This window comes from Capnocytophaga cynodegmi (assembly GCF_002302475.1).
Lineage (GTDB): Bacteria > Bacteroidota > Bacteroidia > Flavobacteriales > Flavobacteriaceae > Capnocytophaga > Capnocytophaga cynodegmi.
The window spans coordinates 1709648-1727473 of record NZ_CP022378.1 but is presented as its reverse complement, the minus strand read 5'-3'; the positions used below and the strand labels follow the sequence as shown (position 1 = coordinate 1727473).

General features: G+C 34.8%; 13 protein-coding genes. 9 read left to right on the top strand and 4 right to left on the bottom strand.

Annotated elements, in window-relative coordinates:
* The first annotated feature begins 2 nt into the window (after positions 1 to 2).
* Together CGC48_RS07770 and CGC48_RS07765 are read left to right on the top strand one after the other, a co-directional pair.
* Positions 3 to 1172, top strand: coding sequence for a gliding motility-associated C-terminal domain-containing protein (locus tag CGC48_RS07770; protein WP_098029134.1), 1170 nt, complete (start codon positions 3 to 5; stop codon positions 1170 to 1172).
* Positions 1173 to 1351: 179 nt separating this feature from the next.
* Positions 1352 to 2233: a DMT family transporter gene (locus tag CGC48_RS07765; protein ID WP_098029133.1), complete on the top strand. Its 882-nt coding sequence runs from the start codon at positions 1352 to 1354 to the stop codon at positions 2231 to 2233.
* 14 nt (positions 2234 to 2247) lie between these two features.
* On the opposite strand, the gene CGC48_RS07760 is transcribed toward CGC48_RS07765, so the two are convergent.
* Entirely contained in the window at positions 2248 to 3636 is a 1389-nt protein-coding gene (locus CGC48_RS07760; protein ID WP_098029132.1) for a leucine-rich repeat domain-containing protein, read from the bottom strand.
* A gap of 13 nt (positions 3637 to 3649) precedes the next feature.
* Complete coding sequence (locus CGC48_RS07755) at positions 3650 to 5458, bottom strand: GNAT family N-acyltransferase (RefSeq protein WP_098029131.1); 1809 nt, start codon at positions 5456 to 5458, stop codon at positions 3650 to 3652.
* A 332-nt stretch (positions 5459 to 5790) separates the two neighbouring features.
* On the opposite strand from CGC48_RS07755, the gene bioB reads away from it, so the two are divergent.
* Entirely contained in the window at positions 5791 to 6882 is a 1092-nt protein-coding gene (gene bioB, locus CGC48_RS07745) for a biotin synthase BioB (protein WP_098029129.1), read from the top strand.
* Positions 6883 to 7135: 253 nt separating this feature from the next.
* The gene (locus CGC48_RS07740) at positions 7136 to 7885 is read left to right on the top strand and encodes a lysophospholipid acyltransferase family protein (protein ID WP_098029128.1); all 750 of its coding nucleotides are present in this window, start codon (positions 7136 to 7138) and stop codon (positions 7883 to 7885) included.
* Positions 7886 to 7890: 5 nt separating this feature from the next.
* Here the strand turns inward: CGC48_RS07740 and CGC48_RS07735 are convergent, their stop codons facing one another.
* Both CGC48_RS07735 and CGC48_RS07730 read right to left on the bottom strand, forming a co-directional pair.
* Positions 7891 to 8268, bottom strand: coding sequence for a hypothetical protein (locus CGC48_RS07735; RefSeq protein WP_098029127.1), 378 nt, complete (start codon positions 8266 to 8268; stop codon positions 7891 to 7893).
* Positions 8269 to 8278: 10 nt separating this feature from the next.
* The gene (locus CGC48_RS07730) at positions 8279 to 9400 is read right to left on the bottom strand and encodes a DNA polymerase III subunit (RefSeq protein ID WP_098029126.1); all 1122 of its coding nucleotides are present in this window, start codon (positions 9398 to 9400) and stop codon (positions 8279 to 8281) included.
* Positions 9401 to 9578: 178 nt separating this feature from the next.
* Between CGC48_RS07730 and kbl the strand changes: the two genes are divergently transcribed.
* From kbl to CGC48_RS07705, 5 genes are all read left to right on the top strand, one after another.
* Positions 9579 to 10772 carry a glycine C-acetyltransferase gene (kbl, locus tag CGC48_RS07725; protein WP_098029125.1) on the top strand — a complete coding sequence of 398 codons (1194 nt, stop codon included), beginning with the start codon at positions 9579 to 9581 and terminating at the stop codon, positions 10770 to 10772.
* Between the two features lie 107 nt (positions 10773 to 10879).
* Positions 10880 to 12247, top strand: a complete 1368-nt coding sequence (locus CGC48_RS07720; protein ID WP_098029124.1) for an OmpA family protein — start codon at positions 10880 to 10882, stop codon at positions 12245 to 12247.
* Between the two features lie 259 nt (positions 12248 to 12506).
* Positions 12507 to 15515 carry a tetratricopeptide repeat protein gene (locus tag CGC48_RS07715; RefSeq protein WP_098029123.1) on the top strand — a complete coding sequence of 1003 codons (3009 nt, stop codon included), beginning with the start codon at positions 12507 to 12509 and terminating at the stop codon, positions 15513 to 15515.
* A gap of 24 nt (positions 15516 to 15539) precedes the next feature.
* Positions 15540 to 17288, top strand: a complete 1749-nt coding sequence (locus CGC48_RS07710; protein ID WP_098029122.1) for a TonB-dependent receptor — start codon at positions 15540 to 15542, stop codon at positions 17286 to 17288.
* A 62-nt stretch (positions 17289 to 17350) separates the two neighbouring features.
* On the top strand, positions 17351 to 17767 hold the full coding sequence (locus CGC48_RS07705; protein ID WP_018279345.1) for a hypothetical protein: 417 nt from the start codon (positions 17351 to 17353) through the stop codon (positions 17765 to 17767).
* Positions 17768 to 17826 lie beyond the last annotated feature (59 nt).

The window sequence follows — 17826 nt, the reverse complement described above, 5'->3', positions numbered from 1 at the left end:
AAATGCTCAGGCAAAACAGACATATCACTCCTATATTCTTGTGGGTATTAAGCCTACTAACTTGTTGCTTTGTCAGTACAATTTCTGCACAGAGTAAGATTGTTGTTGGGCAAACTTCCACATTTTCTGTCGGTGACGTACCTCAAAGCACGTACACTTGGGAGTTGTATGTACCTACTTCAAATTTAGATTTTGCCAAAACAGCAGGAAATTGTCCTCCTTCCAAAGCAATTTTTCTTAACGGAAATACTGGAAATCAAGTACAAGTACAGTGGCTTGAAGCAGGAAAATACTATTATAAAGTACAAGTTTCTGACGGATGTTCTTCTAACTTCAAAATAGGAACTATTGAGGTCGTTGAAGTTGTTCCTCCTCCAAAAATTAATATAAAATACAATTGTGATAACGCTACGGCTTTGCTTGAGGCGTCCAATTATACTGGAACATTACTATGGAATACAGGTGAAACTACGTCTTCGATTGTAGTAGACACTAAAGACATTCCAAAAGGAAACACCATATCTTATTGGGTGCAACAAACTGTTAATGGCATCCAAAGTGAGCTTACAACAGTACATATTGAACGAAATGTGCCAGCCAACCAGCCTGATGTTTCAGCCTTCCCTGTACGTATCTATTTAGGTCAGTCGGTGAGCATTACAAGTATTCAGTGTGGTGATGACACTGTATGTTGGTTTGAAGATGCTGCCCTTACGCAGGAAATCAATCAGTCTGAAGTAATTCCTTCAAATTCTACCACTTATTATGCTGTTTGTCAAACGGAAAAAGGCTGTCAAAGCCAAGCAGTAAGCCTACTAGTTGAGGTTGTTTCCAACAATTCATGTGAGGAAGACTTTAAAAAGATGTTTATCCCTAACGCATTATCTTTAAATGATGATGGTGCTAACGACGTATGGCAATTAGAAGACCTCAAAAAGTATTGCGAAAAATGCAACAAGAAAAACGTTGTTACCATCTTTAACCGTTGGGGAGTAAAAGTGTACGAGAAAGAAAACTATATGCTTGATGGTGAACGCTTCAACGGATTCTCCGAGCACAAACGCACTGTAAGCAAAGAGGTTTTACCTAACGGAACCTATTTCTATGTCATTACTTTTGACGATGGTAAACAAAAGACAGGATACATTTACATCCGTTCAGGTACACTTTAATTTTAGAATATTCCGTTGTTTTTCTCTTTAAGTGTTATATTTCTTTCGTGTTATTACACAAAGAAACTCTCCTCTTATCATTAAAATAAGTGTATTGGTTTGAAATGCTTTTTCCTAAGTTGTTTTTTTGTGTTTTATATTTTTTATTTATTTTAGCCCTCCAATTCAAAATAGAATAGATGTCAGCACAATTACGTTTGCATTTCATTGTCTTCCTATGGGGATTTACTGCCATTTTAGGAAAATTGATTTCATTAGATGCCAATCATTTAGTATGGTATCGAATGGGGCTTACGTCTGTTTTTCTTATTGCCTTCATAACTTTTTTTCAAGAGGAAAGCATCTTTGTACGAAGAGATTTGGCAGTAAAACTCGTAGGAGTAGGTTCGTTAATGGCGATTCACTGGCTTCTTTTTTTTCATTCAATTAAAGTATCAAATGTATCCATCACGTTAGCGTGTATCTCTACTGCCACGCTTTTTGTAGCTTTTATAGAACCTCTGGTTTTTCGTCGACGAATTGATTGGACAGAAATACTAATGGGAGTTGTTATTACAGCCTGTATGTTACTCATCTTCAAAACAGAAATTCGATACAAAGAAGGAATCATTTATGGAATTTTATGTGCTTTTTTTGGAGCTCTCTTTAGTGTTTTTAACGGCAGATTACACGGACAAACATCTTCGGGGAATATTATAACCTATGAAATTTTTGGAGGATTTTTGATACTCACACTCTATTTTTTGTTTACAGATAACCTTGTTGGAGTAGGAACTATTTCTCTAAATGACTTTTGGTGGACCTTGTTACTAGCAAGCGTTTTCACAGCTTATCCGATGTTTGAGTCTATCCGATTGATGCGATATATATCACCTTTTACATTGGTCTTGGCAGTGAATTTAGAACCCGTTTATGGTATTTTCTTTGCGTATCTTATCTTTGGTGGATCGGAACATATGAGTGTTGTTTTCTATCTTGCTTCAGCAGTGATGCTTTTGGCAATTGTATTGAATGGAGTTATAAAAGCGAGAAAGAGAAACAACGAAAAGTTATTTCATTGAAATCAAATAATTTATCACTTAAAAACATTATCCTTCCACAACGGATTTTCTTGATAAATTTCCTTACTTTTTTGAGGCACCACCAAAACTCCTTTATAACCTATTGTGCGTGTTATTTCGGGAGGTGTTATAGCATCTAAACGCATTTCAAGCAGTGAAGAACAACCTCGAAAAGCCTCCAAACCAATTTTTGTAATGGAAGCAGGAAGTTTTATTTTTTTCAGAGAGGAACAACCATAAAAAGACTGAACACCAACCACTTGAGTTTGATTTGAGAACTTAACTGAAGTCAAGCTTTTACAATCATAAAAGGCTTTATCTCCAATTTCTGTTACCAGATTAGGAATTTCTATCTTCCTTAAATTGATGCAATTAGCAAATGCAAAAGAGCCAATATGACTCAATAGTTTAGACAACTTAATTTCTTGCAAATTCTTGCACTCATTAAACGCTCCAAAAAGTATGTCAGTAACACTATTAGGAAACTCTACGTATGTGATACTATGACAATTACGAAACGAATGCATTCCTATTTTTTCTAACTTTTCTGGCAAAATAACATTTTGTAAACGATGGCAATTCAAAAACGTATCATTTTTAATTTGTGCAAGATTTTTGGGAAGAACAACAGATTCTAAACGTGAACAATTGTAGAAAACGCTCGTTCCAAGATATACCACAGAATCAGGCAAATACACTTCTCTTAGTGATTTACAATGTTCAAAAGCATCATTCCCAATATATTCCAAATCTCCCAATACTTTAACAGAATTAAGCGACTCACAGAAAGCGAATGCACTTGCCCTAATATGAGTAACTCCTGAAAGTATTTGAATGACTTTAAGAGATTTACACTGATAAAATGCTTTTTGTGGAATTTCTGAAATCTTACTGGAAAGCATCACATTTTTCAAATTGAAGCACTCCATAAATGCCCCTTTTCCCAACAAAGTAACCGAATTAGGAAGTTTGATACTCTCAATATTATAGCAAGACTTGAAAGCCTCATCTTCAATACTCTGCAATGATTCCGAAAAATTTACAGAAGTCAGATTAACACAAGAAGTAAATGCATTCTTTCCTATTCGAACAACCGAATCAGGAATATCAACTGAAGTTAAATTAGTACAATTGAAAAAAGCTTTCTCTTCAATAATTTCTACTGTATTTGGAATTTCAACATATTGTAATTGATTACAATCTTTGAAAACCTCCTTTTCAATTATTTTTACAAAATACGGAATTTTTATCTTTCCATCAGCGGGAATTTTCTCACGATTACAACCTTTTAAAACATTATTTTCAATATAGAAAAGTTCCGAATGTTGCTGTGCAAGAAGATTATTTACAAACAATGCTAAAATAAGGATAAAAAAAATCTGAAGTTTGTAATTCCTATACATAATTAATTTTAAGTTAATTAGCTTTCATTTTCGCTTCTAGTTCTGCCTGAAATTCCTCCATAACTGGCTTCATTGTACTCTCAGGAAGGTCGGCAATACGAATGTACATCAAACCATCAATAGCATTGTTAAACATTGGGTCTACGTTGAAAGCAATTACTTTAGCGTTCTGCTTAATATATTTTTTTATCAAAACAGGTAAACGTAAGTTCCCTGGCTCTAATTCATCGATAATTTTATCAAATTTGTTAAGGTCAGCTTGAGTTTCGTCAAAAATAAAATCTTTATCAGCATCTTTTATTTTTACTTTAAATTCTTTTTTAGGACGCACATACTGAGCAATATAAGGATCATAAAAATTTGATTTCATAAACTCAATCATCAACGATTTCGAAAAATTCGAAAACTGATTACTTATGCTTACGCCTCCCAACAAATAGTGATGTTCTGGATAACGTAATGTAGTGTGTGCAATCCCTTTCCAAAGAAGGAATAAAGGCATTGGTTTTTGCTGATATTCAGGAATAATGAATGCTCGTCCCATTTCAATGGTTTTGCTCATCATATCATACAATTCGGGCTCGAAACGGAATAAATCGTGCGTATAAAAGCCTTCTATTCCATATTTTGGAAAAATTTCAGCTCCCAATCCCATACGATACGCTCCTGCAACTCTCTTAGCTTCAACATCCCACAAAAATAAATGATAATAGTATTCATCGAACGAATCCAAATCAATGGAGGCATTCGTCCCCTCCCCTACTTCACGGAACGTGATTTCACGAAGCCTTCCTATTTCCTTTATTATATTTGGAATATCCTTACAAGGTGCTAAAAAAACCTCATAATTGTTTGTCTTTAGCAAACGATGCCCTTTCTCGGTAATACATTCTATTTCTTTCTCTATCAATTCTGTACCGACAGGTTTAATAATTTCTTCAGGAGTTTTTGGAAATTTATTTGCTTTCAATACAGCAGCTAAAGGAATAAATTTTCTATCTTGCTCAAATGTATTTGCTAAAATATACGTTTTCTTACGCAGAAATTCTGTGTAAGAATCAATATCCTTATATTCTTCTTGTACGTTTACAGATATTGGCTTTCCTATTCGGATGTAGATAGTTCGCTTCCTTTGAGTTAGCAATTCCGAAGGTAATTTTGCCGTACGTAACGTATCACTAATTTTTGAAAGCGAATAAAATAATCTGCTATTTTTAGCGTGAAAATAAATGGGGATAACTGGCACCTGAGCCTTTTTAGCAAGTTTCATAGCGGCTTCCTCCCAAGGTTTATCAACGACAAGTTTGCCTTCGCGACTAACAGAAACTTCTCCTGCGGGAAAAAGCCCCAAAGGCATTCCATCTTGCAAATGCTTGATTGTCTGTTTAAACCCGATTACACTTGATTTGGCATCTTTGTGATTTTCAAACGGATTCACAGGCATCACGTAGGGAGCAAGAGGTTCAATACGTTGCAAGAGGAAGTTTGCCATAATTTTAAAATCAGGGCGTTTCTCCAAAAGCAACTTTAGTAGCAATATTCCATCAATTCCTCCTAATGGATGATTTGATATTGTGATAAAAGCTCCTTCTTTGGGAATGTTTCTTAAATCTTCCTCAGGAATTTGAAACTGAATTTCAAACTCGTCCAAAATTGTATTTAAAAAATCAAGCCCTTGTAAGTGTTTATTCCTGTCATAAATGGCATTCAACTTTGAAAGCCGAAGTAGCTTCATCAGCACCCAGCCTCCAAAAGTCCCCATAAAACCATATTTATCAAGGTTTATAGCCTTAGCAACCTCTTTTGCACTTACAAGACCCATATTTTAAATATCCTTATGTTTTTATTAACAATTTCAGAAGCTACAAAGGTAGAGAATTTAATTTTAAAAATAAAAAGTTTTAATATAACCACAATATTCTTAACACTCAAAACAACAAATAAACAATTGAAAATAAAATAATTACATAAAAATAGAATCAAAATTATTTTAAAATTGAAATTTATAAATCTTATCTTTTTTACATAAAAGTTATGAAAAAGAATTAACAACTCATTATATTTATTATTTTTGCAACTCGAAAAAGTTTTACCAGAACCCCATTTCTTTTCTGGCTTTTTCTCATCATAAAATAAAAATAAATTCATAAGGATATGTACAAAACTCGACATAATTGGACTAAAGAAGAAATCATCGCTATTTATAAAAAACCTTTAATGGATTTGCTTTATGAAGCTGCTACAATACATCGTCAGTTTCACGATCCAAACGCGGTACAAGTTTCTACCTTATTATCTATCAAAACGGGAGGATGTTCGGAAGATTGCGGTTATTGCCCTCAGGCAGCTCGCTATCACACAGGCGTTGAATTAGAGGAATTGATGACTGTTTCACACGTGAAAGCACAAGCTCTCAGGGCAAAATCATCAGGAGCTTCGAGGGTTTGTATGGGTGCTGCTTGGCGAAACGTAAAAGATGGTCCCGAATTTGACCAAGTTTTGGAAATGGTTCGAACTATCAACAAATTAGATATGGAAGTTTGCTGTACATTGGGTATGCTAACTGAAAATCAAGCAAAAAGATTGGCTGAAGCAGGGCTTTATGCTTATAACCATAATTTAGATACTTCAGAAGAATACTATAAAGAAGTAATTTCAACACGAGGTTACGAAGACCGATTACAAACCATTGAAAACGTACGAAAAACAAACATTACTGTTTGTAGTGGCGGTATCATCGGTATGGGAGAATCTTTAGAAGACCGTGCAGGAATGCTCGTGGCTCTTTCTACCTTAAATCCACAACCTGAGTCTGTTCCTATAAATGCCTTAGTAGCTGTAGAAGGAACCCCAATGGAAGACCAAAAACCTGTAGAAATCTGGGAAATGATTCGAATGATTGCCACTACTCGTATTGTAATGCCTGAAACTCAAGTACGTCTTTCAGCTGGAAGAACCCAAATGAGCCGTGAAGGACAAGCGATGTGTTTCTTTGCAGGAGCAAATTCTATTTTTGCTGGGGATAAACTACTGACAACTCCCAACCCAAATATCAACGAAGATATGATGATGTTCGAAATGTTGGGTATGCGTACACAGAAACCTTTTGAAAAACACGCACAACCTACAACCACAGAAGCAGAAGATTCCAAATATGTTGCACTGGGTGAAAATCCGAAATGGACACGCCCCGAACATAAAATTGAACGAAACGAAAACAAACGAAAAACAAAAATCAAAGAATAAAAACATTTCGTCAGATTAGTTATAGTTTATCTCTTTTTAAAATACAGGGAAATGATTTTCTTGGACATCAACAATAAATCTATTCTTGTGTAATACCAAGTTTATCAACTGAGTAAACAAAAAGGAAACATAAAAACACGGTTCAATTGCCGTGTTTTACTTTTTTATGTATCACTACCAATGCATAATAAAATCCTCAAAAATGTATATTCAACAAATTTGTATATTTGCACCCTCAAAATTTTAAAAAGGAATGACTTTTCTGAAATACGCCTTTTGGCTCATTTGGAAAATATGGTTTTACGTATTGGTAACAATCATTATACTACTATTGACCCCAATTTTGTTCGTTTTTACGTTACGAGAAAAATGGTATCCACAATTTTACTGGGTAGCACGAAACCTTTGGGCAAAACCAATTCTTTACGGAATGGGCTTTTATACAGAAATATCTAAAAATCAATTTATTGAAAAAAGAGGAAGTTATATCTTGGTTGCAAATCACACCAGTGTAACGGACGTAATGCTGATGTACGTTTGTAGTAAAAATCCGTTTGTTTTTGTAGGAAAGAAAGAACTTGCACGAACTCCTGTATTTGGTTATTTCTATAAGAGATTTGCCATTTTAGTGGATAGATCAAGTGCGGAAAGTAGAAAACAGGTGTATGCTTCTGCTAAAAAAAGACTCAATTCAGGGTTAAGTATTTGCATATTTCCAGAAGGAGGTGTACCAGATGAGTCTGTTGTGTTAGATAAATTCAAAGATGGAGCCTTCAGTTTAGCTATTGATTTTCAGATTCCTATTATTCCAATGACTTTTTTTGATAATAAAAGATTGTATCCTTTTCGTTTTTTTGCTGGAAGTCCAGGAGAGATGCGAGTAAAAATACATTCATTTGTTCCTACACAAGGACTAACCTTTAACGACAAAAATTCTTTAAAAGAAAAAGTCAGAAACATAATACTTCAAGAATTGGAAGCAGATGCAAAATCAACTCAATAAACCTTTTAACACACAAGAAGTCCTATCAAGCAGATAATAAAGTAAATAGCAATTCCTCTGGCTCCTTCATAGTCTTTTGCTAAACGTTGTCCAAACAAAAAACAAAGCAAAGTAGAAGAAGCGATAACAAGCCCATAGAAGCCATAGAAAACAGCTCCCAAACTGAAAATTTCAAAAATCCCAACCAAAAACAAAATTGTAGAAACCACTTCTGCGGCAATAACAAAAAACAATATTACAGCGATATGTTTCTCCAAAAAAGTATCTGAAAGATAATCTCTATAATAAATTACTGATTTTCTGAAATCTACAATCTTCTCAAAAGCACTATATCCAAATGTTATAATCAGAAATAGAAATACAAAAACCAAAGCAAAATCCATAAAAATTGAGTTATTTTGTATGTAAAAGTCGTGTTAATTTTATTGATAAATCGGTAAAGATAATTTTCGCATTTCCATTACGTTCAACGTGAAAGAGAGCTTCTTCCAACTGTTGATGAATTTGTTGAATATTATTTCCGTGTACGAAAGGAGCAAATTTTTCTAATTTAAAAGACGAATCTTTAAATTCAGAATACACCAAACTCGCTGAATTATAGTTCATCAATAGTGCCTGACGAAAAACTTCAATGCAATATAACAAGAATTGTTTTTGAGTTTCCCGTCCTGATGCCGCAATTTCTTCACTCCATTGCAAAAGCCCATGAATAGAGGATTTATTTCCTTTGGCTCTGTAAGCAGAACGAACCCAAGTGATAAACCATTTTTCAAAGATATTCTCCTCATCAGTATTTTCCAAAAAGCTCAATGCTTTGTTGAAGTTTCCTTGAGCTCTCACAGCTAATTTAACAGCTTCATTTTCAGCGACACCTCTTTTTACAAGTCCTTCTTTGATAGCTTTTTCACTTAATGGTGGAAATCGCAAAATCTGGCAACGCGACCGAATGGTATCCAAAATCAAAGATTCATCTTCCGTAACTAAAAGAAAAATAGTTCGTTGAGGCGGTTCTTCCAATAGTTTCAGCAATTTATTAGCAGATTCAGTATTCATTTTTTCTGCCATCCAAATAACCATTACTTTATATCCACCCTCAAAAGCTTTTAATGACAGTTTCGAAGTAATGTCTTTGGCTTCGTTAACACCAATATTGCCTTGTTTGTTTTCAATTCCCAATTGTTGATACCAATCAAAAAGACTTCCGTATGGTTTATCCTTTATAAATTTTCGCCATTCATCTAATAATAAAGTACTTATAGGGTCTTTTTTAACTTTTGTAGTAATTGCTGTAGGGAAAACAAAATGTAAATCAGGGTGAGATAAGTTATTGCATTTCAATAGACAAGAACTTTCATCTTTACATAAAATATGAGATGCATACGCAATAGCCATTGGCAAAGTACCACTACCTTCATTCCCTACAAAAAGCTGTGCGTGCGGAATTCGTTGAGCTTCCACACTATCTTTCAGGTATTTTTTGATAGAATCGTATCCAAGAATATCATCAAATATCATAAAGTTTCTACTTAAATCAAGCCCAAAGGTAAGAATAATAGACGAGAAGATAAAATTTCCTTCAAACTGACCTATCTGCAAACGAAAATTAAGAATAAAAGTGTATATTTTTTTGACGTTATGTTAGAAATTAGCTACATTTGTGCTTTCAAAGACAATCAAAATTAAATTTGGTGCTATGTACGGAAAAATAAAACAACATCTCCAAGCTGAATTAGAAGCTATTAAAGAAGCGGGACTTTACAAAAAGGAACGAATTATAACCTCAAAACAAGGAGCTGAAATTAAAATTTCTTCTGGTGAAGAAGTAGTAAATTTTTGTGCAAATAACTACTTGGGGCTTTCTGCTCACCCTGAGGTAATTCAGGCAGCAAAGGATACTCTTGACACACACGGATTTGGTATGTCGTCAGTCCGTTTTATCTGTGGAACTCAGGATATTCACAAAGAGTTAGAGAAAAAAATTGCTGACTTTTACGGAACGGAAGACACAATACTCTATGCAGCTGCTTTTGATGCGAACGGAGGCGTTTTTGAGCCACTATTCACCGATGAAGACGCCATAATCTCCGATTCATTAAATCACGCTTCAATCATTGATGGAGTTCGTTTGTGTAAAGCAAAACGTTTTCGTTACGAAAATAGTGATATGGCAGACCTAGAAGCCAAATTAAAAGAAGCTGATGCCGCTGGGGTTCGTTTCAAAATAATTGTTACAGATGGTGTATTTTCAATGGACGGATTAGTTGCTCCGCTGGATAAAATTTGCGACTTAGCAGAAAAATACGATGCTATGGTAATGGTTGATGAATGCCACGCAGCAGGATTTATCGGAGCCACAGGAAAAGGAACTCTTGAAGCTAAAAAAGTAATGGGACGTGTTGATATTGTTACAGGTACTTTAGGAAAAGCTCTCGGTGGAGCGATGGGAGGCTACACAACAGGAAAGAAAGAAATTATTGAAATGTTACGCCAAAGGTCGCGTCCGTATTTGTTTTCAAACTCGTTGGCTCCTGCAATTGTTGGTGCTTCAATAAAGGTATTTGACTTAATATCGAAGGACACTTCGCTTCGTGATAAATTAGAAAAGAATGCTGAGTATTTCAAAAAAGGTATGAAAGCAGCTGGTTTTGACATCATTGAAGGAGATAGTGCTATTGTTCCAGTAATGCTTTACGACGCAAAGGTTTCACAAGTAATGGCTGACAAACTTCTTGAAAAAGGAATCTATGTTATAGGCTTCTTCTACCCTGTTGTTCCTAAAGGAAAAGCCCGTATTCGTGTTCAGTTGTCAGCAGCACACTCTAAAGAACACTTAGACAAGGCAATACAAGCTTTTACAGAAGTCGGCAAGGAATTGGGCGTTATATAAGTGTAGTTAAAAAAGTAAAAAAAAAGAAAGGGAATTTGTGAATATATCAAAATAATATTTATATTTGTCCCAAAAATAAAGTAGTAATCAAAAATTCATTTTTAAGTATGAAGAAAATCAAAGTAACTTTTATTGCTTTGGCTTCGGCTCTTGCAGTTGGAGCTTATGCACAAGATGCAAATAATCCTTGGAAAATAGGGTTTGGAGTTAACGCTGTTGACGTCCGCACGCCGAGTGATGAATTTGGGGAGTTTATGAAAGATTGGGGAGGACCTAGTGATTTAAACATCCTTCCAGCTGTTTCTCGCCTTTCTGTAGGTCGATACATCGGAAGCGGCTTCTCTGCTGAGCTTTCAGGATCATTAAACAAAATTGAAAAAGGCTATGGGTACGTTAAAGATGCACCTAAAGTAGACCAATCTTTTTGGGGGGTTGACTTGAGAGCTAAATATCACTTGAACTCTCTTTGGACAGGTGCAAGATGGTTTGATCCATACCTACAATTAGGTGGAGGATATGCAGCTATTGAAGACGAAGGAAAATTCAGAGCCTTAGGAGGTGGAGGATTGAACTTCTGGTTTACAGAAAATATCGGTTTGAACTTACAAACTGCGTTTAATTCTGCTTTCCAAAAAGATCAGAAAAACCACGATTTCTTCCAACATTCAGTGGGTGTAGCTATCAAGTTTGGTGGTAAAGACACTGACGGAGATGGAGTTTTCGATAAAGACGATGAGTGCCCAGAAGTAGCTGGTCTAAAAGAATTCAACGGATGTCCTGATACAGACGGAGACGGAATCGCTGATAAAAATGATGCTTGTCCTGAAGAGGCTGGTTTGAAAGAATTCAACGGATGTCCTGACACAGATGGAGACGGAATCGCTGATAAAGATGACGCTTGTCCTGAAGTAGTTGGTCCTAGAGAACTTAACGGATGTCCTGACACAGACGGAGATGGCGTTGCTGATAAAGATGACAAATGTCCTGAAGTAGCTGGTCCAAAAGAAAATGCAGGTTGTCCTTGGCCAGATACAGACAAAGATGGTGTTCTTGACAAAGATGATGAGTGCCCTGAGGTAGCTGGTCCAGCTTCTAACAAAGGTTGTCCAGAAGTTACTGAAGAAGTTCAAAAAACTTTGAATGAGTACGCTAAAACTATCTTGTTCGACACTGGTAAAGCTACAATCAAACCTCAATCAGCTGCAGTATTGGAGCAAATCGTTAGCGTGTTAAATCAGTATCCTAACTCTAAATTTACTATCGAAGGACACACTGATAGCACAGGAAACAAAGCTAAAAATCTTACACTTTCACAAGAAAGAGCTGATGCTGTAAGACTTTACTTGGTTCAAAGAGGAGTTTCTGACACTCGTTTGTCTGCAAAAGGATACGGAGTTGAGAAACCAATCGCTTCTAACAAAAATGCAAAGGGGAGAGCTTTGAACCGTCGCGTTGAGATTAACTTAGTAAAATAATCTCATAGAGATACGTAAAAAACTATACCAAATACAAAGAGGTTACCATAATGGTAGCCTCTTTTGTTTTTATAATCATTAAAATAAAACATTTAGCGTTTTTTTAACTTTCGGATAATTCAAAAACAAACAACTAGTAATCAATACGTTATTTTACTTCACATACAAATACAACACTCCATATATTTCCAAATATAAACACATAGAATTGGTTTACAAGACAAAAATCCATAAATTTGGGCGTTAAAAACATTTCTTTATGAAACAAAAAATTTATTCAATCTCTTTTTTCTTGTTTTTTGTTCAAATTTTATTGGGACAAGAAACAGAAGTGTACACCAATCCTTCGGTTAATTTCGAGAAGGCTATGTCTTTGTATAATCGGAAAATGTACAAACCCGCACAGCATTTATTTAGAACTGAACAAACTACATCACTTGATGAGGAAAAACGAATAAAATCTCAGTATTATGTTGCTTCGATTGCAGCTATTTTGGGTGAGACAGGGGCAGATGTTCTGATGAAAAAGTTTATAGATGAGCATCCTGAATCTCCGCTAAGTACAGGAGCTTTTATGCGAATGGCGGACTATTATTTTCAGAAAGGAAATTATAAAGAGGCTTTAACTTGGTATAAGCAAGTGAACGATGCCAGTGTAAGTAGAGAGGAAAGAACTAAGTTCTATTTTCAAAAAGGATATTCATTGTTTACCACAGGCAATAGAAAGGAATCTGAAAAGTATTTGAATTTAGTTAAAAATACAAAAGAATACGGAGCAGACGCAAACTATTATTTGGGTTACATCGCCTACGATTCAGATGATTATAAAAAGGCAGAAAGTTATTTCGAAAAGGTGCAAGGAGAGGAAAGTCTTGATAAGAATGTTTCTTATTTTCAGGCCAATATGAAGTTTAAGCAAGGGCTTTTTGAGGAAGCCATCCGCGAAGGACTTAAACAAAAAGACAAAAACAAAAACGCTCAAGAACTTTCGGAACTCAATAAAATCATAGGAGAAAGCTACTTTAATTTAGGAAAATACAATCAATCCATTCCTTATTTAAAAGAATACAAAGGGAAAAGAGGGAAGTTCTCAAACACAGATTTTTACTATTTGGGATATGCCTATTATAAAAACAAAGATTACACAAATGCCATTGAGCAATTCAATCAAATTATAAGCGGAAATGATGCAGTAGCACAAAATGCATACTATCACTTGGCTGAATGTTACCTAAATACAGGACAAAAACAACAAGCTTTAAACGCTTTCCGTAATGCATATCAGATGAATTTTGATGCTCAAATAAAAAAAGATGCACATCTGAACTATGCTCGTCTAAGCTACGAAATTGGTAATCCTTACGAAAGTGTTCCAGCCGTGTTGCTTTCCTATTCAAAAGCGTATCCTAACGACAAAAAGGAAGAAATACAATCGTTATTAATTGATTCCTACATCTCTTCAGGAAATTATCAAGCGGCTATCAATCTGTTAGAAAAATCAACTGATCCCAAAGACCAAGAAGTCTACAGAAAAGTATCTTTTTACAGAGGATTGGAGCTTTTTAATGAAATCCAATATGAAGAAGCACTTAAATATTTACAAAAATCAACTGAAAGTTCAGATGCAACTATTTCAGTAAGAGCTTTGTATTGGTTGGGAGAAACTTCATATCTATTGAAAGATTTTCAGAATGCTAAAAAGTATTATACACAATTTTTAAATAAGCCAAATTCTTCAAAAACAAGCGAATATAAAAATATTTACTATAACTTGGCATATGCAGACTTCAATTTGAAAGAATACAAAACTGCTATTGAAAATTTTGAGAGATATTTGAAAGAAAATCCAAAATCAAATGCTTGGACAAACGACGCTTTGTTGCGTTTGGCTGATTCTTACTTTGTTGAAGGCAAATATTGGCCAGCGATGGAAAGGTATAACAAGCTCATAGCCAGCAATACAGCAGACGAGGATTACGCAGCCTATCAGAAAGCTATAAGTTATGGATTTGTCGATAGGTCTTCCAAAAAAATAGATGAATTAGAGAAGTTTATTAAAAAATATAGAAATTCAAATCTTCGTCCTAATGCGTTATTTGAGTTAGGGAATACGTACGTTTCAGAAGGAAATACAGCCAAAGGAGTAGAATATTACAAACAAATACAAACAGAATACAAAGGAAATAATTTTGTGCCTCGTGCAATGTTGCGTGAAGGATTGGTTTACTACAATAAAAACCAGAATCAGAACGCTTTACAAGTTTTCAAAACCATCGCCAAAGATTATCCAAAAACAAACGAGTCTGCACAGGCAGTAGCTACCGCCAAACTGATTTATATCGATATGGGTAAAGTTAGTGAATATGCCTCTTGGGCGAAAGGTCTTGGTTATGTGGAAGTTTCTGATTTAGAATTAGAAAGTGCTACTTATGAAGCAGCAGAACGCCAATATATTCAACAAAATGAAAAAGAGGCAATTCAAGGTTTTGAGAAATACATCAAAGAGTTTCCTAACGGAATGCGTCATACCAATGCACAATTCTACTTGGCTCAATTGTATTACGCTTCAAATCAGAAATCTAAAGCAGTTTCATTATACGAAAATGTTATAAAAAGTGGAGCTAATGAATTTATAGAACAGTCATTGACAAAACTTACACAAATTCTGTTAGATGCAGGAAGTTATTTAAAAGCAAAACCTTATCTGGAAGAATTGGAAAAAACTGCTGTAATTGCTCAAAATAAAGTATATGCACAATCCAATTTAATGCGAGTTTGTTATAACGAGAAGTTGTACGATAAGGCAATCGAATACGCAAGTAAAGTTCTGAAAGATAAAACAATAGACTCCAGAATCAAGAGTGATGCTTACAACGTTCTGGCTCGTTCGCACATTCAGTTAGGAAATGAGTTGGAAGCAAGAAAAGCCTATCAGGAAGTGGCAAAAACAGCCACAGGAAGTTTGGCTGCCGAGGCGATGTACTACGATGCATACTTCAAACATAAAGACGGAAAATTTAAAGAATCAAACGAGGTTATTCAAAAATTAGCAAAAGATTATGGTGGTTATAAGGAGTTTGCAGCCAAAGGGTTGGTAGTAATGGCGAAAAACTTCTATGGTTTGAAAGATTCATACCAAGCAACCTATATACTTGAAAGCGTGATTAATAACTTTAAAGATTATCCTGATGTAGTTAGCGATGCTAAAAAAGAGCTGGAAATAGTAAAAGCTGAAGCTGCAAAAAGTAATTCTTCGGTTAAGATGTAGTTTATAAATAAAAAAATGACAATAATGAATAAAAATATATTTCAACTTAATGCGTTGTTAATCACTTTTTTAATGTGTTCTATATCAGTTGCACAAAACAAAAAAGATAGCCTAACAACTAAAGTGATTGATGTGGTAAAATCGTATGCCCCTACAATTGCAGATGCTTACAAAAAAAGGGAAGATGCTAATATCAAAAAAGATTCTTTAGCCCTAACCAAAAAACAGATTACATATTCAATTTATTCAGTTCCAGTGGCATCTACTTTCGTTCCAGAAAAGGGAAAAGCCACAACGATGAAAAAAACGACCAAAAGAGAATATTATCCTGATTCGTATGCGGGAGGAGCTTTTGGTAACCTGAACACTCTGTATGGCGATGCATCTATTAATTTTCCAGTAACTGATGAGGGCAATGTTGCTTTTTTGTTCAATCACTTATCTTCCAATGCAGAAGTGAAAGATGTAATCTTGGATAATAATTTTGCAAAAACCACTGCTGGATTACGTTATGATTATCTGGATAAAGACATTAATTGGGGCGTTAATGCCGATTTTGGAAGACGTGCTTACAATTGGTACGGAGTACAAAAAGATTTCTATACTGAAGAACAGTTAAGGCAGTTAACAAACTTAAAACAAACATACTTGGATTACGGACTGGCAGGATATGCAAAACTTTCTGATTCGTATTTTGAGAGTGTAGATGTTTCATTCAGAGGTCTTTCAGATAAATTTAATACAAGTGAAATGAATTTCAGGTTAGCCCCATCATTTCAAGTACCTATTAGCAAAGATGAGCATAAAATTCGCTTGAATCTTCTCTTAGATTATTATTCAGGAACTTTTGAAAGAGGACACCTAACAACTACTGAGCAAAAGAACAAATGGTTGTTGATTGGAGCTAATCCTTCATATCACTTTTCTACTAATGGATTAGAATTAAAATTGGGAGCGACATTAGCTTATGCAGGAGCTAATCCTACGCAAGAAAGCAATTTTAAAGCTTTTCCTGATGTGGAAGTGTTATACAAATTTTCAGAAAATAATATGATTTTACACGGAGCCGTCCGCGGAATGTTTCAGCAAAACACTTTTGAAAAACTGACAAAAGCCAATCCGTACTTAGCTCCAACACAATTAATTAACCCTACAAATATTAATGTAGATGCTTCCGTTTCTATCAAAGGAGAACTAACAACTGGGCTGTACTATAAGTTACAAGGAGCTTACAAACAATACGAAAATCTCCCTTTATTTACGACCTATTCAGAAGTAGGAACGCTTGCTTACCAACATAATAATTCGTTTGGATTAGTGTATGACAATGTAAACGAGTTTGGATTTTTAGCAGAAATAGGAGGAAATATAGATGATATATTTTTCTTCGATTTAGAAGGAAGAATTAATGGATATTCCACTAAAAATCAGGAGGAAGCTTGGAATTTGCCAAGAACAAGAGTTTCATTATTTACAGATGTTAAAATTATTGATGGACTTTTCGCAGGAGTTGATTTATTCTATGTAGGAGACCGATACGAGAAGGATTATATTTCCTCAATACAAGCTTCCCCAAGAAAATTAACATTAGATGGATATTTTGACCTAAACCTCCACGCTGATTACACTATTAACAAAAAATGGATGATTTTTGCAAAAGTAAACAATTTAACATCAAACAGTTATAACCGATGGGCATATTATCCTACTCATAGTATTCAAGTATTTGCAGGAGTAAAATATTTATTTAGTTTGAGTAAAAAAGTGAAGTAATTTTATGGGTGTTATTTCACAAGTAAAAAAAGTTTTTATTTTTGCGCAAAAATTGATTACAGATGAATGCACTAGAATTACAAAAAATGTTAAATGACCATTGTCAAGAAATGAAGGACAATATGCCTGGTTTCTTGTTCTATGGTATTCTTAGTTCCTCAGATGGTACTACACTGTCTAAAGCTCAAGCTAATGACAACCCATTGGCTGATAATATCGAAAGCGGGTCTGCCTTCCATTTAACTATCCTAAATCAGGTAAAAATGGTGGTTGATAGCAATGCAGAAGCGAATTTGGAAATTGATGATATCATCATTGAAACCAATAAAATTGTATTTATCATTATGGTTTCCGCTTTGGGTAAATTTTTCTCGGTTACTGCACTTGAGCGCGAACACTCAAATCTGGGCATAACACGAGCGTTACTTTATCGTTGTAAAGCAGAATTCGGAACAATGCTAGATGATTATTTTGAATAGAAATAAATCGTCTTAGAAAAATACTTATAGTTTTGTTGTAAATTACCAATTTTTGGAGG